This window comes from Allobosea robiniae, assembly GCF_900102525.1.
Classification (GTDB): Bacteria; Pseudomonadota; Alphaproteobacteria; order Rhizobiales; family Beijerinckiaceae; genus Allobosea; species Allobosea robiniae.
Genome location: NZ_FNBZ01000010.1, coordinates 1 through 16,652 on the forward strand (window position 1 = coordinate 1; position 16,652 = coordinate 16,652).

A 16,652-nucleotide genomic window follows, 5' to 3' on the forward strand; every position below is an offset into this window, starting at 1 on the left:
CGCATCACCCGCGTCCACGGCCCCTTCGTCTCGGACAGCGAGGTCGAGAAGGTCGTGGCCCATCTCAAGACCCAAGGCCGGCCGCAATATCTCGATGCCGTCACCTCCGAGGAGGACGAGGGCGCTGAGGACGAGGACGGCGCCGTCTTCGACAAGACCGGCATGGGTTCAGTCGAGAGCGACGACCCCTACGAGCAGGCGGTCGCGGTCGTGCTGCGGGACAAGAAGGCCTCGACCTCCTACATCCAGCGCCGCCTCCAGATCGGCTACAACCGCGCCGCCTCCATCATGGAGCGCATGGAGAACGAGGGCATCGTCGGACCCGCTAACCACGCCGGAAAACGCGAAATCCTCGGGGAAAGCGCTCGCCCGCGCGACGAAGACGACGACTGAGCGGCGGCGGCTGCCGCTCAGTCCAATAGGGTCGATCGAATTTCCTGCCAGCTCGCCTCATCAGGCGCGCAGAGCAGCCCGGCCGAGCGCTCGGTCGGTGTATAGAGCCGGCCGTCGAGCAGGCGCGCATGGCCGCCGGCTTCGCTGTAGAGCAGCACGCCCGGCGCATGGTCCCAGGGATTGAGGACGCCATAGAGCAGGAATTGCAGGCGCCCCGCCGCAGCCAAACGATATTCCTGCCCGCAGCAGCGCAGCGAGCCGACTTCGAGGAAGGCGGGGAAGCGGCCGGGAAGCGTGCTGCGCAGCGGCTCGGGGAAATATTGCCAGCTCGCCATCCCGTTCATATGCCGTATCGCGACGGGCGCTGCGACACGCAGGTCGCGGCTCGCGCCATCCGCGCGGCTGAGCCATGCGCCGCCGCCGCGCAGTGCCATGGCGCTGTCCTCGGCGGCGGGGTCATGGATCACGGCGGCGGCGATCTCGCCCTTGATGATGACGGCTGCCATCACCGCGAAGAGAGACAAATCGCTGGCGTAGTTCAGCGTGCCGTCGATCGGGTCGATGACGAAGGCGAGATCGGCTTGTGCCAGCTTTTCGAGCAGCGAGGGATCTTTCGTGACCCCTTCCTCGCAGATCAGCGCGGCGCCGGGAAAGGCCTTGGCCAGCTCGGCGCAGATGAAGCGCTCGGCCGCTTCGTCGGCTTCCGTGACGAGGTCGACCGGGTTCTGCTTGGCGCGGATATCGCCATCCGCCAACCGGCGGAAACGCGGCATTACCTCGCGCCGCGCCGCCTCGCGCAGGATCGCGTCGAGCTGCTCGTGATCCTGCCGGGTGAAGATCATCCGAGGTCGAACTCGACCAGGATCGGCTGGTGATCCGAGGCTCGCGTCTCGATGTCGTAGGTGATCGAACGCGCCCGCTGGGCGAGGTCCGGCGTCGCCAGCACGAAGTCGAGACAGCCCGGCGGGCCGTAGGTCTGGTCGCAGATGAAGGCGGAGGGCGGATGCGGTTCCGAGCCCTTCAGCACCGGCCAGAGATCGATCAGCGGCGGCACATCGCCCTCGAACGGAGCGAGCAACTGCGTCAGCCCGGCATCGTCCGGGCGCATGTTGAAGTCGCCAGTCAGGATCGCGCTCGCGGCATTTGGGGTCGGCGCATAGGTGTGTGGGCCGGCTGCACGCGGCGTTACCTGCCGCGCGGCGGCCATGCGGTGGATCTGCCGGATGCCTTCGACCTGGGCGGCCCGCAATATGGGCGAAGAGTATTCCAGATGGGTCGTCATCACCCGGATCGGGCCGAAGGGCGTCTCGACCATCGCCTCGACCAGCACGCGTGGCATGTTGCGCGTCGCTGCCGCTTCCCAGGGCAGGACATGGCGCAGCGCCTGCGCCACGGGTAGCCGCGACAGGACGAGATTGCCGAAGCGCTTGCGGCCGCCTGCGCCGTCCGGGATATCGACGCCGATCGCCTCGATCGGGGTGAAGCCCGGCAGCAACTCGCTGAACAGGGCGAACTGGTCGGTGCGGTCATTGCCGTCGAGATCGGGGAAATTGGCCGCGACCTCCTGCAGGCAGAGCACGTCGAAATCCGCCATCTGCCGGGCGTGGTCGATGATGCGATGCGGGTCGACCTTGTGGTCGACGCCGCGGGCCCATTGGATGTTCCAGGTGATCAGTTTCATCGGCGTATCGGTCGTTACTTGATACCCGCGCGCATGAAGCTCTGCACGAACTGGCGCTGGAACAGCAGGAAGCCGACGAGCAGCGGCGCCGAGGTCATCAATGTCGCCGCGCAGATCACAGCCCAGTCGATGCCCTGGTCGGCCGAGGAGAAGACCTGCAGGCCGACGGTCAGCGGCCGCGATTCCACGGAGTTTGTGACGAGCAGCGGCCAGAGGAAGTTGTTCCAGTGATAGCTGACCGAAACGAGGCCGTAGGCGATGTAGGTCGGCTTCGCCAGCGGGACATAGACCCGCATCAGCACCTGCAGCGGGCTCGCGCCCTCGACGCGCGCGGCGTCGTCGAGTTCCTTCGGCACGGTCTTGAAGGTCTGGCGCAGCAGGAAGATGCCGAAGGCCGAGGCGATATAGGGCAGGGCGATCGCCGGAATCGTGTCGATCAGGTTGAGCTTGGCGAGCGTGCGGTAGTTCTCGACGATCAGCGCGTCCGGCATGATCATCAGCTGCGCCAGGATCAGCACGAAGGCGATGTCGCGGCCCCAGAAATCCTGCCGTGCCAGCGCATAGGCGGCGAGCGTGCCCAGCACGATCTGGAAAACGAGGATCAGGGTGACCAGGATGAAGGTGTTGAGGAAATAGCGGGCGAAGGGCGCGGCTGCCCAGGCGCGGGTGAAATTGTCCAGCGTCAGCGGCGCGGTCAGCACGAAGCGGGTGGTGTATTCGGCCGGGTGGAACGCCGCCCAGACGGCATAGGCGAGCGGCAGCACCCAGAGCAGGGCGAGCAGGATCGCCCCGGTCGATTCCAGCGTGAGCGCGAGGCCCTTGGGCGCATAGGGGTCAGTCCGCGTCGCGGCCGGGGCGGGTTGCGTCGCAGCGCTCATTGGTAGTGCGTCCTGCGTTCGAGCCAGCCGTACTGGACGAAGGCGACGAGCGCGAGCAGCGCCAGCAGCACGCAGGTCAGCGTCGCCGCATAGGCCGTGTCCCAGAAGCCGAAGCCGACCTGATAGATGTAGAACAGCAGCAGTGTCGTCGCGTTATCCGGGCCGCCGCGCGTCATCACGAAGACATGGTCGACCATGCGGAAGGCGTTGATCACGGCATTGATCAGCACGAACAGCGTCGTCGGCATCAAGAGCGGGAACTGGATGCGCCGGAAGAAGGTCCAGCGCGAGGCGCCCTCGATCGCCGCCGCCTCGCCGAGGCTGGGCGGAATCGCCTGCAGCGCCGCGAGATAGAAGATCATGAAGAAGCCGGCTTCCTTCCAGATCGCGACGATGGTGATCGCGTAGAGCGCGGTGTCCTGCGAGCCCAGCCAGTTGGTCGAACGCGCGCCGAACAGGCCGGTGATCTGCTCCAGCAGCCCGTATTGCGGCGTGTAGAAGAACAGCCAGATATTGGCGACCGCGATCATCGGCAGGATCGTCGGCGTGAAGAAGGCCATGCGCACGAGCGTGCGCCCCGCGATCCTGTCGTTGACCCAGACCGCCATCAAGAGCGCCAGCGCGATCGATGTCGGGATCGTGCCGAGCGCGAACCAGAGATTGTTGCTCATCGCCTTCCAGAAGATCGGGTCGGCGAGCATCTGCTGGTAGTTCTCGAGCCCGATGAAACGCGCCGGGCGGCGCGCCTTCGGTGTCGAATGGAAGCTCTCGATGAAGCTCGCGACCGCGGGCCAATGTGTGAACAGGGCCAGGCAAGCCATGGCCGGCAGCAGGAGCAGCCAGCCATGGATCGTCGCGGTCGCGCGGTTCGTCATCTGGGCGGGATCAGCGATAGGCCTTGAGGATGCGCTCGGCCTCGGCCTGCGCGTCCTCCATCGCCTTCTGCGGCGCCTTGGTGCCGGTCAGAGCCGCCTGCAACCCGTCGTTCAGCGCCTTGGTGACGCGCTGGTTCTCATGGGTCGAGAGTTCGGCCACCGCGCTCGACAGCTGGTCGCGCGCGACGATCGCCGGCGGGAAGTCGGCGACGTATTTCTTCATCGCCTCGGTCTCGTAGGCGGCCGGCGTCACGCCGACATAGCCGGTATCGATGCTCCACTGCGCGGCGCGCTCGGGCGTGGTGATCCAGCGCACGAACTTGAAGGCGGCTTCCTGCTCGGCCTTCGTCGCCTTCTTGGAGAGGTAGAAATTGCCGCCGCCGGTCGGGCTGCCCGGCTTCTTTCCGGCAGGCAGTACCCCGACGCCGAAGGGGAACTTGGCGTTGGCGCGGACATTGGTCAGGTTGCCGGTGGTGGTCCACATCATCGCGACCTTCTTCTCGAAGAAGTCGCGCGGCGTGGTGCCCCATTCGACGATGCCGGGCGGGTGAACCTTGTGCTTCTGCGCGAGGTCGACCCAGTATTGCAGCGCCTCGACCACGCCCGGATTGGCGTAATCGGTCTTGTCGCCCGCACTGTTGGCGAGGATCGCGCCGGCCTGCGTGGTCAGGCCCTGGAACAGCCAGTAGGGGAAGCCGGAGGAGGGGATCTGGATGCCCCATTGCGTGGTGTTGCCGGAGGCGTCGCGCTTGGTCAGCTTCTGCGCGAACTCGACCTGCTCGGCCCAGGTCTTCGGCGGCTTCTCGGGGTCGAGCCCGGCTTCCTTGAACAGCTCCTTGTTCCAGTAGAGCACCACGGTGGAGCGCTGGAACGGGATGCCCCAGGTCTTGCCGCCGGTCTGGCTGTTTTCCATGAAGCCCGGATAGAAGCCGGCGAGCCACTTCTTGTCCTCGTCGGTCTTGATGAAGTCGTCGAAGGGCACGATCGCCTCTTCGTCGATCAGTGTGAACATGTCGGTCGACAGCAGGACCGAGAGCACCGGCGGCGTGCCGCTCTTGTGTGCGGTCAGCGCCTTGACGATGGTCTCCTGATAGGTGCCGGCATAGATCGGCTTCAGCTTGATCGACGGATTGTCCTTCTCGAAGCCGGCGGCGTAGTTGTCGATCAGCTTGGTGATCGGCCCGCCGACGGCGACCGGATAGAAGAACGAGAGCTCGGTGCTCTGCGCCCGGGCGATGCCGGGAAGAGCGGTCGCGCCCGCAAGGGCAGCGGTGCCGCCAAGAAATTCACGCCTGTCCATGATGTCCTCTCTCCCTTGTTGGGATGGTCCGCACGTCCGACGCTCCGGCCGGTTCAGTTGCGAACCACCTTCCGTTCCGACGCCTGGTCGAACCAGTGCAGCGCCGATTGTGACAACGTGATGTAGACCGGTTCGCCGGCTGTGGCCCGCACTTTGCCGGGCCGCTTGACGATGAAGGAATGCCCGTCGATGCGGGTTTCGAGCAGCGTATCCGAGCCGAGATACTCGACCGCGACGACATCGGCGGCAATGCCGCGCTCGGTGATCTCGACCATCTCGGGGCGGATGCCGACCGCGAGGCTCTCGGGGTCGAGGTCATCGAGGGCGGTGATCGCGCCGCCGCGCGCCTGCACGGTCGCGAGCGGCAGCACGTTCATCGGCGGCGTGCCGACGAAGCGGGCCGCGAAGATCGTCGCCGGGTTCTCGTAGAGCACGTCCGGCGGAGCATCCTGCTCGATCCGGCCGTTGCGCATCAGCACGACCTGGTCGGCCATGGTCATCGCCTCGACCTGATCGTGGGTGACATAGACCATGGTCATGCCGAGCCGCTGCTGCAATTCGCGGATCTCGCGGCGCATCTCGACGCGCAACTGGGCGTCGAGGTTCGAAAGTGGCTCGTCCATCAGGCAGACCGGCGCCTCGGCGACGATGGCGCGGCCGAGCGCGACGCGCTGCTGCTGGCCGCCGGAGAGCTGCGAGGGCTTGCGCTCGAGCAGGGCGGAAAGGCCGAGGATCGAGGCGGCGCGGGCGAGGCGTTCGTCGCGCTCGGCACGCCCGACCTTGCGGACCTTGAGGCCGAACATGATGTTCTCCGCGACGCTCAGATGCGGGAACAGCGCGTAGTTCTGGAAGACCATGGCGATGCCGCGCTGCGAGGGCGAGGCATGGGTGACGTCGCGCCCGCCGATCGCGATCGTGCCGCTGCTGGTCTCCTCGAGCCCGGCGATCAGCCTGAGCGTGGTCGACTTTCCGCAGCCGGACGGGCCGAGCAATGCGACGAGATTGCCGCCCTCGACGGTGAAGCTGATGGCATCGACGGCGGCAGCACCACCCCAGCTCTTCGAAACCGTCTTCAGCGCTACAGAAACCATTCGTGATCCGGTGGGCCGAGGTCATGTTGAGCCGGCACAGCAGCGCTGCGCCGGCATGGCGTCAGCGGAGATGACGTGAAAATGCTTCCCCGCACAAGAGGTCGTGGCCCGCCGATGGGGTGGTGCACAGGTTCGCTCGTGCCGTGCGGGGACTGTCAGCCGGCTTGCCCGCCATGGCGCCTGAGGAAGGCAAGCGCTGCCTCCCAGGCACCGGCATTAGCCGCGGCATTTGCCGCCGGCGTGCCGCCCATCGTGGTCGCGATGCCGCTGACCGGGTGACGATGGGCGATGCGCGTCGCGGGCACATGAGGAAACAGGATGGAATGGCCGGCCGCGGGCCAGTTTTTCCAGAGAACCTCATGCGAATGCCCCGCCGCGAGCAGGCTCGACTGCACGATCAGCGAATAGAGATCGGAAGGCCACGCCCCGTCATCACCGCCGGACAGCAGTAGCACCGGCCCGGCGATCCGCTCCACCGGGATGCGGGCGCGGGCCATTGCGGCGGGATCACTGAGCGCGGTCCGCATCGCATCGGCATTGCGACGCATTTCGGTCGCCTCGTCATAGGGCTTCCAGCTCGCGCTGGCGTTGTCCTGCCATTGATGGACGAGCGGCTTGCCGTCGAGCGTCCAGCAGGGACCATCACGACCGAGGCCTGGAGCCGGATCGGCGGCGGCCTGCCCGCCATGAACGAAGGCGCTCGGCACATAGCCCAGCACGCCTGAGACCTTGTCGGGGAAGGTTGCACCGAGCAGGAGCGCCAGTTCGCCGCCGCGCGATTGCCCGGCGACGGCGACGAAATCGTTCTTCGGGCGAACGCGGGCACGCAGCCAGTCGAGGCCACGGGCGAAATATTCAAGCGGCGTGTTCGAGATGTATTTCGGCAGGCCGGGCGCGCCGAAATAGCCGAGCGCCAGCGCAGCCACACCGCGCGAGGCCCAGAGCGCTGCGCGCGGCTCGTTGATACCGCCGCCCGAGCCGTTCAGAATCATGATCGCCGGGTACGGACCTTCGCCGGCCGGCAGGAACAGCGTTCCGACGAGCCCATCCTCGGCGAGGGGATGCCGCGTCACGCCGTCCGCCATCAGTGTCTGGCTGAAGCATCCGGAAGCGATGGGCTCACCGCCGACATGGGCGGTGAGCGTGGTTTCGAGCGGGCGGGACAGGTCGGCCGGGAACAGCTCGCCTTGGCCGGTCTGCGCCCAGACCAGCCCCATCGCCGCGACGCCCGCGTAGTCGCCGCGCAGGGGCGCATCACGTTCGAGGTCGATGCTGCCGTCGGCCCCGACCTTGAACACCGCCTGAGCCCGCCAGAGATGACCGTCGCGCGGGGTTTCCGCGGCAATGGTCACCTCTGCGCCCGCCGGCAGCCCTGTCAGGGCAATCCGGCGGGGTACATCGATCAGGTCGACGGTCGGGCTGATCGAGAAGGCGGCAGCCATGGCGGCGTCCTTAAATCTGGCCCTACTTGGCCTTGCTGACCTGCATCGCGACGGTGCGGTCGCTGTGCCAGGGCACGACCTTCAGGTCCGGCCGGCTCGCCCAGATGTTCTTGTAATGGTAGAGCGGCATGATCCCGACATCGTCCATCACGACCTTGACCGCGTCCTTGATGATCGCCTCGCGCTTGGCGTCGTCGAATTCCGCGCTGGCCTTGGCGAGGGCCTCGTCCAGCTTCGGATTGCTGTAACGACCCCAGTTCGAGGCACCGAGGCCCTTCGAGGCGTTGGCGGTCGCGAGGATCGCGGTCATCGCATAGGTGCCTTCGCCGGTGCCGTTGCCCCAGCCGATCATGCTCATCGCATATTCGTTCTTGTTGGCTGCGCCGGAATAGACCGAGAAGGGCACGACCTCGACCTGCGTCTCGACGCCGATGCGGGTCCAGAACTGCGCGATCGCCTGCGCGGTCTCGGGCGCCAGCGGATAGCGCTCGCCCGGCACATGCATGGTCAGCTTGAAGCCATCGGGATAGCCGGCCTCGGTGAGCAGGGCCTTGGCCTTGTTGGGGTCAAGGTCGATCTTGGCGCGGTCCGGATCGTAGCCGAAGCTCCCGGCCGGCATCCACTGCGATGCCACGGTCACGCCACCGCGGGCGACGCGATCCGCGATCGCCTCGCGGTTGATCGCGATGGTGAGCGCCTTGCGGACACGGACATCGAGCAGCGGGTTCTTGTCGAGCGGCTTGCCGGCCTTGTCGCTGATGAATTTCGACGGGTTCGGGTTGAAGCTCGGCTGCATGATCAGGGCGCGCAGGCCCGGATAGGACCAGACCTTGACCTTGGGGTTCTTCTCGAGCTTCTCGATGTCGGAGAACGAGACCTTGTCGATGACGTCGACATCGCCCGAGAGCAGGGCGGCCGTGCGCGCCGCCGGGTTGGCGATATAGCGGTAGTTGACCTTCTCCCACTCGGGCTTGGGCCCCCAGAAGCTGTCATTGCGCTTCATCTCGATGCGGTCGCCCGGCGTGTAGCTGACGAAGGCATAGGGGCCGTCGGTCACCATCGCCTTGCCGCTGTTGTAGTCGTCCGTCGTCGCGGTCTGGCCGACATGCTTGCTGACGACATAGATGCTGGAGATGTTGATCGGCAGCAGCGGATCGGGCGCGCGGCTGGTGATCACCAGCGTGTGCGGGTCCTTGATCTCGACCTTGGCGACATTGCGCAGGAAGCCCTTGTAGCTCGCCACGCTGCCCGGCACGGCCTGGGCGCGCTCATAGGAGAAGGCGACGTCCTCGGCCGTGACCGGCTTGCCGTCGGTCCAGACCGCGTTCTCGCGCAGCTTGAACTCCCAGGTATTGGGCGCGAGGTTCTTCCAGGAGGCCGCGAGGTCGGGGACCACGCCGCCCTCGGTCTTCTGCGCGACGAGGCGCGACCAGAAATGCTGCGAGACCGAATGATCGCCGGCATGGTTGTTGAGCTGCGGGTCGATCGCCGAGACCGGGTCGCCGAAGGCGATGCGCAGGTCTTCCGCGTTGGCGGCGCCTGCGGCGACGATCAGTGCCGCCGAAAGGGCGAAGGTGCTCAGTCTGGTCGTCATGCGATCTCTCCTGTTTGCGCGCGGGCCGGGGCCGCTGCGACGTCGTTGAGGTGGCAGGCAGAACGGTGGCCCGGCACGATCTCGCGCAGGGCGGGTCTTTCGACGCGGCAGCGGTCGAAGGCGGACGGGCAGCGCGGGTGGAAATGGCAGCCGGGCGGCGGGGCGGCCGGACTCGGGATCTCGCCCTTCACCGGCGCATAGACGCGCCGCCGCTGCTTGAGATCGGGGATCTCCGCCAGCAGGCCCTGCGTATAGGGGTGGTTCGGATGGGCGAAGAACCGGGCGGCCGGCGCATCCTCGACGATGCGGCCGAGATACATGATCACGACGCGGTCGGCGATGTGCTGGACCACGCGCAGATCGTGGCTGATGAACAGATAGGTCAGGTCGAGATCGCGGCGCAGCTCCATGAACAGGTTGAGAATCTGCGCCTGGATCGAGACGTCGAGCGAGGCGACGGATTCGTCGCAGACCAGGAAACGCGGTTGCAAGGCGAGAGCCCGCGCAATCGAGATGCGCTGGCGCTGGCCACCGGAGAACTGGTGCGGGAAGCGTTGGCGATAGGCCGGGTCGAGCCCGGCCCGGCGCATCTGCGCGCAGACATACTCGTCGATCTCGGACCGCGAGGCGATGCCATGGACCAGCGGCGCCTCGCCGATCGCTTCCGCGACGCGCATGCGCGGGTTGAGGCTCGCCTGCGGATCCTGGAAGATCAGTTGCACGTCGCGATGGACCGAGCGGTCGCCCTGCGGCGAGCGCCCGAAGACCTCGACCGTGCCGCTGCTCGGCGGCAGGAGGCCTGCGGCAATGCGCCCAAGCGTCGACTTGCCTGAGCCGGATTCGCCGACGAGCCCGACGAATTCGCCGGTCGGAATTGTCAGGTCGATGCCGTCGAGCGCGTGGATAACGGGCTGCCGCCTGGCGAGATGCAGCTTGACCGCGAGCCCGTCCGCACGGCCGAAGCGGCGGCTCAGATCGTGCGTCTCCAGCGCCGGAACGGAGGCGGGTTTCGTCGTCATGCCGCCACCTCGGCCGATGAAGCGGGGCCGGACAGGGGATGGAAGCAGCGCAGGCGATGCGCGCCTTCGGTGAAGGCTGGCTGACGCTCGCAGGCGTCGTCGCGGCGCGAGCAGCGCGGACCGAAGGCGCAGCCCTGGGGCGGGTCGACCATGTCCGGCGTCGTGCCGGGAATCTGCACCAGCATCGAGCCCGGCGCGCTCGCCCCCGGCAGGCTGCCGATCAGCCCGGCCGTATAGGGATGGCTGGGATGGTCGAGCACGGCATCAACGCTGCCCTGCTCGACGATGCGCCCAGCATACATCACCGCGATCTCGTCGGCGATGCCGGCGATCACCGAGAGGTCATGCGTGATCCAGAGCAGGGCGGTGCCGCTTTCGCGGGTGAGCTGCTGCACCTCGGCCAGGATCTGCGCCTGGATCGAGACGTCGAGCGCGGTGGTCGGTTCGTCCGCGATGATCAGGTCGGGCTTGTTGATCAGCGCGATGGCGATGGCGACGCGCTGCCGCATGCCGCCGGAGAGCTGGTGCGGATAGGCGTCGAGCCGTGCCTCCGGGCTCGGGATGCCCATGGTGCCGAGCAGGTCGCGGGCACGGATGCGCGCCGAAGCGTCGTCGATCACCTCATGCGCCCGGATCGTCTCGATCATCTGCGTGCTGATCCGGAGCACCGGGTTCAGCGTCATCATCGGGTCCTGGAAGACCATGGCGATGCGGTTGCCGCGCAGGCAACGCATAGCCTCCTCGTCGAGCCTGGTCAGGTCCTGGCCGCGGAACAGGATCTCGCCGCCGACGACCTGGCCGGGCGGGTCGATCAGCCCCATGATCGAGAAGCCGGTGACCGACTTGCCCGAGCCGCTCTCGCCGACGAGGCCGAGCGTCTCGCCGGCCCGCAGGGTGAAGGAGACGTCGCGCACGGCGTCGAGATCGCCGCGATCGGTGCGGAAGCGGGTGCGCAGGTTGCGGAGTTCGAGCAGCGGCGCGGTCATTTCAGCGCCCTCGGATCGAGCACTTCGCGCAGGCGGTCGCCGACGAGGTTGATCGCGACGATGGCCGTCAGCAGCGTCAGGCCGGGGAAGAAGCTGATCCAGTATTCGCCCGACAGCATGAACTGGAAGCCGTTGGCGATCAGCAGGCCGAGCGAGGGCTGCGTCACCGGCGCGCCGAGCCCGAGGAAGGACAGCGTCGCCTCCAGCGTGATGGCGCGCGCGACCTGAAGCGCTCCGATGACGAGCAGTGGCGGCAGACAATTCGGCAGGACATGGCGCAAGAGGATGCGCGAGGTCGGCAGGCCGAGGCCGCGGGCGGCCTCGAAATAATCGCGCTTGCGCTCGACCAGCGCCTGGGCGCGGGCGGTGCGGGCATAATAGGCCCATTCCAGCAGCACCAGGGTCAGCACGACATTGCCGATGCCCTTGCCGAGCAGCGCCAGCATCAGGAGCGCGATCAGGATCGAGGGCAGCGACATCAGGAGGTCGACGAGCCGCATGATCAGCGCATCGATGAAGCCGCCGCTCCAGGCCGCGATCAATCCGAGCAGGATGCCGATGATGCCGGCGAGCACGGCCGAGCCGACGCCGACGGTCAGGCTCGTCCGGAGCCCGTAGAGGATCGCCGAGAACAGGTCGCGGCCCTGGCCGTCGGTGCCGAGCAGATAGGTGATGTCGCCGGTCGACGAGACGGAGCCTGGCGTCATCCGGGCGTCGAGCACGTCGATGGCCGCGAGGTCGAACGGGTTTTGCGGCGCGATCTGCGGCGCGAACACCGCACCGATGACGAGCAGCGTCATCAGGCCGAGCCCGATCCAGGCGGAGGGCGCGCGCAGGAAGCGGCGGAGCGCGCTGCTCGACGGGCGACGGGCGGAAGCGGCGGCTGGAACCGTGGTCATGCCGAGGCCTCCTCGCGGACGCGCGGATCGAGGAAGCGGTAGAGGATGTCGACGACGAGGTTGATGATGACGAAGAGCGTCACCACGACCAGCAGATAGGCCATCACCACCGGCCGATCGAGCGCGTTGATGCTGTCGAGGATGAGCTTGCCCGAGCCCGGCCAGGCGAAGATGCTCTCGGTCACCACCGCAAAAGCGATGGTCGAGCCGAGCTCCAGCCCGAGCACCGTCACCAGCGGGATCATGATGTTGCGCAGGATATGCATCATCACGATCCGGCCGCGGCGCAGGCCCTTGGCCCGTGCGAAGCGGACATAGTCGAGCGGCAGCACCTCGCGCACGCCGGCCCGCGTCAGGCGGATCACCAGCGAGACCTTGAACAGCGACAGGTTGATTGCCGGCAGCAACAGGTGGCGCAAGCCGTTGAGCGTCAGGAACGACCATTCGACGCCGAAGACGCGCACGGTCTCGCCGCGCCCGCTCGCCGGCAGCCAGCCGAGCGAGACGCTGAAGGTCATGATCAGCAGGAGCCCGACCCAGAAGGTCGGCAGCGAGAAGCCGAGGATGCTGCCGGTCTGGATCAGTTTCGACAGCACGCGCTCGGGATAGAGCCCGGCATAGAGCCCGAGCGGCACGCCGATGATGACCGCGAAGACCATCGCGGCGAAGGCAAGCTCCAGCGTCGCCGGCAGGCGCTGCAGGATCAGCGTCACCGCCGGCACGTTGTAGACGAAGCTGCGGCCGAGATCGCCCTGCAGGGCGCTGCTCGCAAAGTTGAGGTACTGCTGCCAGAGCGGCCGGTCGAGGCCGAGCCGCGCCACGAGTTCGGCCCGGTCGATCTGCGTGGCGTCCGGCGCCAGCAGGAGGTCGGCGGGGTTGCCGACGGCGTGCAGCCCGAGGAAGACCACGAGCGACATCGCGAAGATCACGAGAAGCGCCTGCGCGACGCGCTGGAGCAGCCACCCGAGCATCAGGCCGATACCTTCGCCGGTTCGGGCAGGATCGGTACCCATTCGTCGCCGAAGATCTCCGGCTCCGAATACGCCTGGCCGCGCTGGAAATGCACCTCGATATCCTCGCGGAACAGGCTCGACGCGATCGCCTGCGACAATCGCTCGGCACCGTCGCTGATCGCTGGGATGTCGCCGGAGACCGTGCCGTGAGACATCATCGCCGGGTAGCAGAAGCAGTGGATGCGCTCGAGTCCGGGGCAGGTGCCGGGTACTTTCGGCTGGAACTCGAAGGCCGGGCCGAGATCGGGCATGGCGCCGAGACTTGGCTCGGCATCATCCGGCATGCCGCGATCGACCCAGTTGCGGGCGTTGGCCGCGATCTCCCTGAGGAAGGGCCGGCTGCCCCAGTCGACCTTGAAGCCTGTCGAGAAGATCATGAAGTCGAAGCGCATCGTGCCGGCGCTGGTCTCGACGACGATCTCTTCGCCCTCCATCCGGGCGGAGATCAATGCCGTGCCCTGCCGGAAGAAGGCGTTCGGATGGCGCGAGACGCGCAGCACGCTGGCGCGCGGCGGCGGCACCTGCTCGCGGGCGATATAGCTGTTGATCCGCCATTTCCAGGCATCGGGCAGATGGCGATAGCCGGCGATCGAGCCGGGATGGCCCATGCCCTTGCCGCGGTTGATGCGGGGGATGTCGCGGCGGCGGATCAGCAGGTCGACGCTGGCCGCGCCGGCTTCGAGCGCCGTGCCGGCGCTGTCCATCGCCGACGCGCCGGCCCCGATCACCGCGACGCGCTTGCCGCGGAGCTGCGCATAGTCGTTCTCATCCGAGGAATGCGCCCAGCGCTCGCGCGGCAGGCTCTCGGCGATCTCCGGCACGGTCGGGCCGCCGAGCCCGTCGCGGCCGGTCGCGAGCACGACATGGCGGGCGAGCACGCGCCGGCGGGTGCCAGCGGCGTCGATCTCCAGCGTCGCATGCTCGGGGCCGGGATGGATCATCGCGATCTCATGGCCGTTGCGGACATCGAGAGCGAGAACCTCGCGGAACCAGCGCAGATAGTCCATCCACATCAGCCGCGGGATCTTGTCGAGCGCCTCCCAGTCAGCGGCACCGAACTGCGCCTCGTACCAGGCGCGGAAGGTCAGCGAGGGGATGCCGAGCGCCGGCCCCGTCAGGGTTTTCGGCGAGCGCAGCGTCTCCATCCGCGCCGTGGTCGCCCAAGGGCCTTCGAAGCCCTGCGGCCGGCGGTCGAAATTGACGGCACGCAGGCCGATATTCTGGAACGCTGCAGCCGCGGCGAGCCCGGCCATGCCGGCGCCGATGATCGCGACATCGAGCACAGGCTCGCCATCGACGCTGCGTTCCGGCACCCAAGGGGCGGCCGGCAGGGTCAGCAGTTCGAGCTCGCGGGCGACGCAGCGGTTCAGCGCTTCCAGCCCTTCAGGTGCGGCGGCCTGGTTTGTCGTCACAGCCGCGTCTCCTGTTTGGTCAGCGAGGCGAGCAGCGCCTGATGCTCTTCGGGGGGGATCAGGGCGAAATCGGCAATCCGCTTCTGCGCGCTCGCTTTGAGCGCGGCGATCAGGTCGCGGGCCTTGTCGGAGAGGGTGACGCCGCGCGCGGTGACGACGCCGAAGCAATAGGGGATCGAAGTCGCCAGCGGCAGGACACGGATGCCGGGCGTCGGATTGCCGGTCAGCGTCAGCGGCTCGACGATGGCGATGCCGGCACCGGCCCGGATGAAGGACAGCACGTTCATGGTCGAGGTCGTGCGGATTCTCACCCGGACATCAACGCCGGCCGCGTGGAGCGCCGCGCGGATGCGCGCCGGAAAGCCGCGGCGCAGCGACATGCCGACGAGGTCGCGCCCGGCGAGGGCATGAAGATCGATCGGTCCTTCGATCTGGGCGAGCGGGTCGGTCTCGGGCACGGCGAGCACGCAAGGCGCTGTGCCCAGCCATTCCAGCGAGAGGTCGCGATGCAGCAGCGGCGCGCTGGTGGCGCCGAGCTGCGCGTTGCCGGAGATCACCGCGTTCTGCACGCGATCGGGATTCTCGACCTCGATCGCGAGCCTTGGCGCATCCGCCCCGTTCCAGGCATCGGTGAGCAAGCCGAAGGCAAGCGAGGACACAGCGGATATCCGGATCGGCGGCTCGGCCTCGCCGATCACCTCGCGGGCGCGCTCCCACAGATTGACGAAGCCGGCCAGCGCCCGCTCGACATCGTCGCGCAGCACCATGCCCTTCTGCGTCAGCACGAGCCGCTGGCCGACGCGCTCGAACAGCGGCTGGCCGAGATCGCGCTCCAGCTCCTGGATCATGCGGCTGACTGAAGGCTGGGACACACCCAGATGCTTCGCGGCAGCCGTGACGCTGCCGAGCGAGGCGACCTGCAGATAGGCCTCGAGGATCTTGAGACGGCTCATCTCACCCGTCTTTACGGACCGGGTCGCCGAGGATGTGCATCAGCCGGTTGGCCCAGCCGAACAGGGCCGTGGACAGGATGAGGTCGACGATCTCGGCCTCGTCCAGCCCCGCTTCGCGCAAGCGGGCGGTGTCGGCCTCGGTCACGGCCGGCGGCGATTGCGAGAGCTTCACCGAATAGTCGAAGATCGCCTGGTCGCGCGGGCCGAGCCTGGCCTTCTCGCCATTGGCGAAGAGTTCATCGGTGACGGCGGTGTCCTTGCTGAGCTGGGCATGGCGCGCGGCATGCACGGCGGCGCAGTAGATGCAGCGGTTGACCACCGAGGCGCCGATTGCACCAAGCTCGCGCTCGGCCCGGCTCAGGCCGCCCGGATCGTACATGATGCCGTTGAACAGCGGCGAGCGCACGTTGAGCGTCTCCGGATCATGCGCCAGCACCAGCACGTAATCCGAGACCTTGGTGTTGGACGGCGTGACCTTCAGCGCGTCGAGCTGTTCGGGGCTCGCCTTGGCGAGGTCGACGGGTGTCACCCGCGGCTGCCAGTCCGGCACATTGCGGGTGAAGCGATGCACGACCCGGCTCATGCGGAGGCTCCCTTGAGAACGGCGAGCCCGGCGAGAACGCGACACTGATAGCTCATGAAGGCGTTGAGTTCGCAGAGCCGCACGATATCGGCCTCGGCCACGCCGGCCGCCTTGAGCCCCTCGATCTCTTCGGCCTGCACGGCGCGCGGCTGCGTCGCGACCCGGTCCATGAAGCTGATGACGCTGCGCTCACGGGGCTCGCGCCCGGTCTCAGCGGGGTCGGCGAGACCACGCAAGGCCGGATCGGTCACGCTGCCGAGATAATGCGCGGCCAGCTCCGGCAGCGCGTTCAGGGTCGCGATCCGGGCGGCAACGGCGCGGCGCCAGCCGGAGGGAAAGCCGCCGGCATCACGCGGATCGATGACGGCGCTTTCGGCCTGCCGGCTCATCTCGAAAATGGCGCTGCGCGATTGCGCGGCGGCCGATGCGGCGGCGCCGATCCAGGGAGAGGCCTCAGGGTTGGCGGGTTGAGCCATGGCAATCCCTTTCATGCATCAACTTCGCTGCTTGATGCTTTCTGTGAATGAAGCAGC

The 16,652-nt window shown here is 67.5% G+C and carries 17 protein-coding genes; 1 reads left to right on the forward strand and 16 read right to left on the reverse strand.

All coding sequences use genetic code 11. The features are described from left to right. A partial coding sequence (locus BLQ70_RS23300) for a DNA translocase FtsK (RefSeq protein ID WP_280140840.1) occupies positions 1–393 on the forward strand: 393 nt, incomplete at its 5' end. Between the two features lie 17 nt (positions 394–410). Here BLQ70_RS23300 and BLQ70_RS23305 read toward each other — a convergent pair. The 16 genes from BLQ70_RS23305 to BLQ70_RS23380 all read right to left on the reverse strand — a co-directional run bounded on the left by BLQ70_RS23305 (position 411) and on the right by BLQ70_RS23380 (position 16,595). Further along, complete coding sequence (locus BLQ70_RS23305) at positions 411–1,235, reverse strand: inositol monophosphatase family protein (protein WP_091862056.1); 825 nt, start codon at positions 1,233–1,235, stop codon at positions 411–413. Beyond that, entirely contained in the window at positions 1,232–2,074 is an 843-nt protein-coding gene (locus tag BLQ70_RS23310; protein ID WP_091862059.1) for an endonuclease/exonuclease/phosphatase family protein, read from the reverse strand. Before BLQ70_RS23310 ends, BLQ70_RS23305 begins: the two co-directional genes overlap by 4 nt. Positions 2,075–2,088: 14 nt before the next feature. Further along, positions 2,089–2,952, reverse strand: a complete 864-nt coding sequence (locus BLQ70_RS23315) for a carbohydrate ABC transporter permease (protein WP_091862062.1) — start codon at positions 2,950–2,952, stop codon at positions 2,089–2,091. After that, positions 2,949–3,827, reverse strand: a complete 879-nt coding sequence (locus BLQ70_RS23320) for a carbohydrate ABC transporter permease (protein WP_091862065.1) — start codon at positions 3,825–3,827, stop codon at positions 2,949–2,951. Before BLQ70_RS23320 ends, BLQ70_RS23315 begins: the two co-directional genes overlap by 4 nt. Before the next feature lie 10 nt (positions 3,828–3,837). Then, a complete protein-coding gene (locus BLQ70_RS23325) occupies positions 3,838–5,127 on the reverse strand; it encodes an ABC transporter substrate-binding protein (protein WP_091862068.1) in 1,290 nt (429 codons plus the stop codon). A gap of 53 nt (positions 5,128–5,180) precedes the next feature. Continuing rightward, on the reverse strand, positions 5,181–6,218 hold the full coding sequence (locus BLQ70_RS23330) for an ABC transporter ATP-binding protein (protein WP_091862073.1): 1,038 nt from the start codon (positions 6,216–6,218) through the stop codon (positions 5,181–5,183). A 155-nt stretch (positions 6,219–6,373) separates the two neighbouring features. Then, positions 6,374–7,660: an acyl-CoA thioester hydrolase/BAAT C-terminal domain-containing protein gene (locus BLQ70_RS23335; protein WP_091862076.1), complete on the reverse strand. Its 1,287-nt coding sequence runs from the start codon at positions 7,658–7,660 to the stop codon at positions 6,374–6,376. A 22-nt stretch (positions 7,661–7,682) separates the two neighbouring features. Further along, positions 7,683–9,254 (reverse strand): ABC transporter substrate-binding protein, encoded by a 1,572-nt coding sequence (locus tag BLQ70_RS23340; RefSeq protein ID WP_091862079.1) that lies wholly within the window; start codon positions 9,252–9,254, stop codon positions 7,683–7,685. Continuing rightward, positions 9,251–10,273, reverse strand: coding sequence for an ABC transporter ATP-binding protein (locus BLQ70_RS23345; RefSeq protein WP_091862082.1), 1,023 nt, complete (start codon positions 10,271–10,273; stop codon positions 9,251–9,253). The genes BLQ70_RS23340 and BLQ70_RS23345 overlap by 4 nt, the downstream gene beginning before the upstream one ends. Beyond that, a complete protein-coding gene (locus BLQ70_RS23350; protein ID WP_091862085.1) occupies positions 10,270–11,259 on the reverse strand; it encodes an ABC transporter ATP-binding protein in 990 nt (329 codons plus the stop codon). Before BLQ70_RS23350 ends, BLQ70_RS23345 begins: the two co-directional genes overlap by 4 nt. Continuing rightward, the gene (locus BLQ70_RS23355) at positions 11,256–12,158 is read right to left on the reverse strand and encodes an ABC transporter permease (protein WP_082617301.1); all 903 of its coding nucleotides are present in this window, start codon (positions 12,156–12,158) and stop codon (positions 11,256–11,258) included. Before BLQ70_RS23355 ends, BLQ70_RS23350 begins: the two co-directional genes overlap by 4 nt. Continuing rightward, complete coding sequence (locus BLQ70_RS23360) at positions 12,155–13,129, reverse strand: ABC transporter permease (RefSeq protein ID WP_091862254.1); 975 nt, start codon at positions 13,127–13,129, stop codon at positions 12,155–12,157. Before BLQ70_RS23360 ends, BLQ70_RS23355 begins: the two co-directional genes overlap by 4 nt. Further along, positions 13,129–14,583, reverse strand: a complete 1,455-nt coding sequence (locus BLQ70_RS23365; RefSeq protein ID WP_091862088.1) for a flavin-containing monooxygenase — start codon at positions 14,581–14,583, stop codon at positions 13,129–13,131. Before BLQ70_RS23365 ends, BLQ70_RS23360 begins: the two co-directional genes overlap by 1 nt. Then, positions 14,580–15,536 carry a LysR family transcriptional regulator gene (locus BLQ70_RS23370; protein WP_091862091.1) on the reverse strand — a complete coding sequence of 319 codons (957 nt, stop codon included), beginning with the start codon at positions 15,534–15,536 and terminating at the stop codon, positions 14,580–14,582. Before BLQ70_RS23370 ends, BLQ70_RS23365 begins: the two co-directional genes overlap by 4 nt. Position 15,537: 1 nt before the next feature. Beyond that, entirely contained in the window at positions 15,538–16,119 is a 582-nt protein-coding gene (locus tag BLQ70_RS23375) for a peroxidase-related enzyme (RefSeq protein WP_091862095.1), read from the reverse strand. Further along, positions 16,116–16,595, reverse strand: a complete 480-nt coding sequence (locus BLQ70_RS23380; protein WP_061966414.1) for a hypothetical protein — start codon at positions 16,593–16,595, stop codon at positions 16,116–16,118. Before BLQ70_RS23380 ends, BLQ70_RS23375 begins: the two co-directional genes overlap by 4 nt. Positions 16,596–16,652 lie beyond the last annotated feature (57 nt).

Coding starts and splice junctions, on each gene's coding strand:
- BLQ70_RS23305 (WP_091862056.1), bottom strand. CDS start 1,235: ATGATCTTCACCCGGCAGGATCACGAGCAGCTCGACGCGATCCTGCGC.
- BLQ70_RS23310 (WP_091862059.1), bottom strand. CDS start 2,074: ATGAAACTGATCACCTGGAACATCCAATGGGCCCGCGGCGTCGACCAC.
- BLQ70_RS23315 (WP_091862062.1), bottom strand. CDS start 2,952: ATGAGCGCTGCGACGCAACCCGCCCCGGCCGCGACGCGGACTGACCCC.
- BLQ70_RS23320 (WP_091862065.1), bottom strand. CDS start 3,827: ATGACGAACCGCGCGACCGCGACGATCCATGGCTGGCTGCTCCTGCTG.
- BLQ70_RS23325 (WP_091862068.1), bottom strand. CDS start 5,127: ATGGACAGGCGTGAATTTCTTGGCGGCACCGCTGCCCTTGCGGGCGCG.
- BLQ70_RS23330 (WP_091862073.1), bottom strand. CDS start 6,218: ATGGTTTCTGTAGCGCTGAAGACGGTTTCGAAGAGCTGGGGTGGTGCT.
- BLQ70_RS23335 (WP_091862076.1), bottom strand. CDS start 7,660: ATGGCTGCCGCCTTCTCGATCAGCCCGACCGTCGACCTGATCGATGTA.
- BLQ70_RS23340 (WP_091862079.1), bottom strand. CDS start 9,254: ATGACGACCAGACTGAGCACCTTCGCCCTTTCGGCGGCACTGATCGTC.
- BLQ70_RS23345 (WP_091862082.1), bottom strand. CDS start 10,273: ATGACGACGAAACCCGCCTCCGTTCCGGCGCTGGAGACGCACGATCTG.
- BLQ70_RS23350 (WP_091862085.1), bottom strand. CDS start 11,259: ATGACCGCGCCGCTGCTCGAACTCCGCAACCTGCGCACCCGCTTCCGC.
- BLQ70_RS23355 (WP_082617301.1), bottom strand. CDS start 12,158: ATGACCACGGTTCCAGCCGCCGCTTCCGCCCGTCGCCCGTCGAGCAGC.
- BLQ70_RS23360 (WP_091862254.1), bottom strand. CDS start 13,129: ATGCTCGGGTGGCTGCTCCAGCGCGTCGCGCAGGCGCTTCTCGTGATC.
- BLQ70_RS23370 (WP_091862091.1), bottom strand. CDS start 15,536: ATGAGCCGTCTCAAGATCCTCGAGGCCTATCTGCAGGTCGCCTCGCTC.
- BLQ70_RS23375 (WP_091862095.1), bottom strand. CDS start 16,119: ATGAGCCGGGTCGTGCATCGCTTCACCCGCAATGTGCCGGACTGGCAG.
- BLQ70_RS23380 (WP_061966414.1), bottom strand. CDS start 16,595: ATGGCTCAACCCGCCAACCCTGAGGCCTCTCCCTGGATCGGCGCCGCC.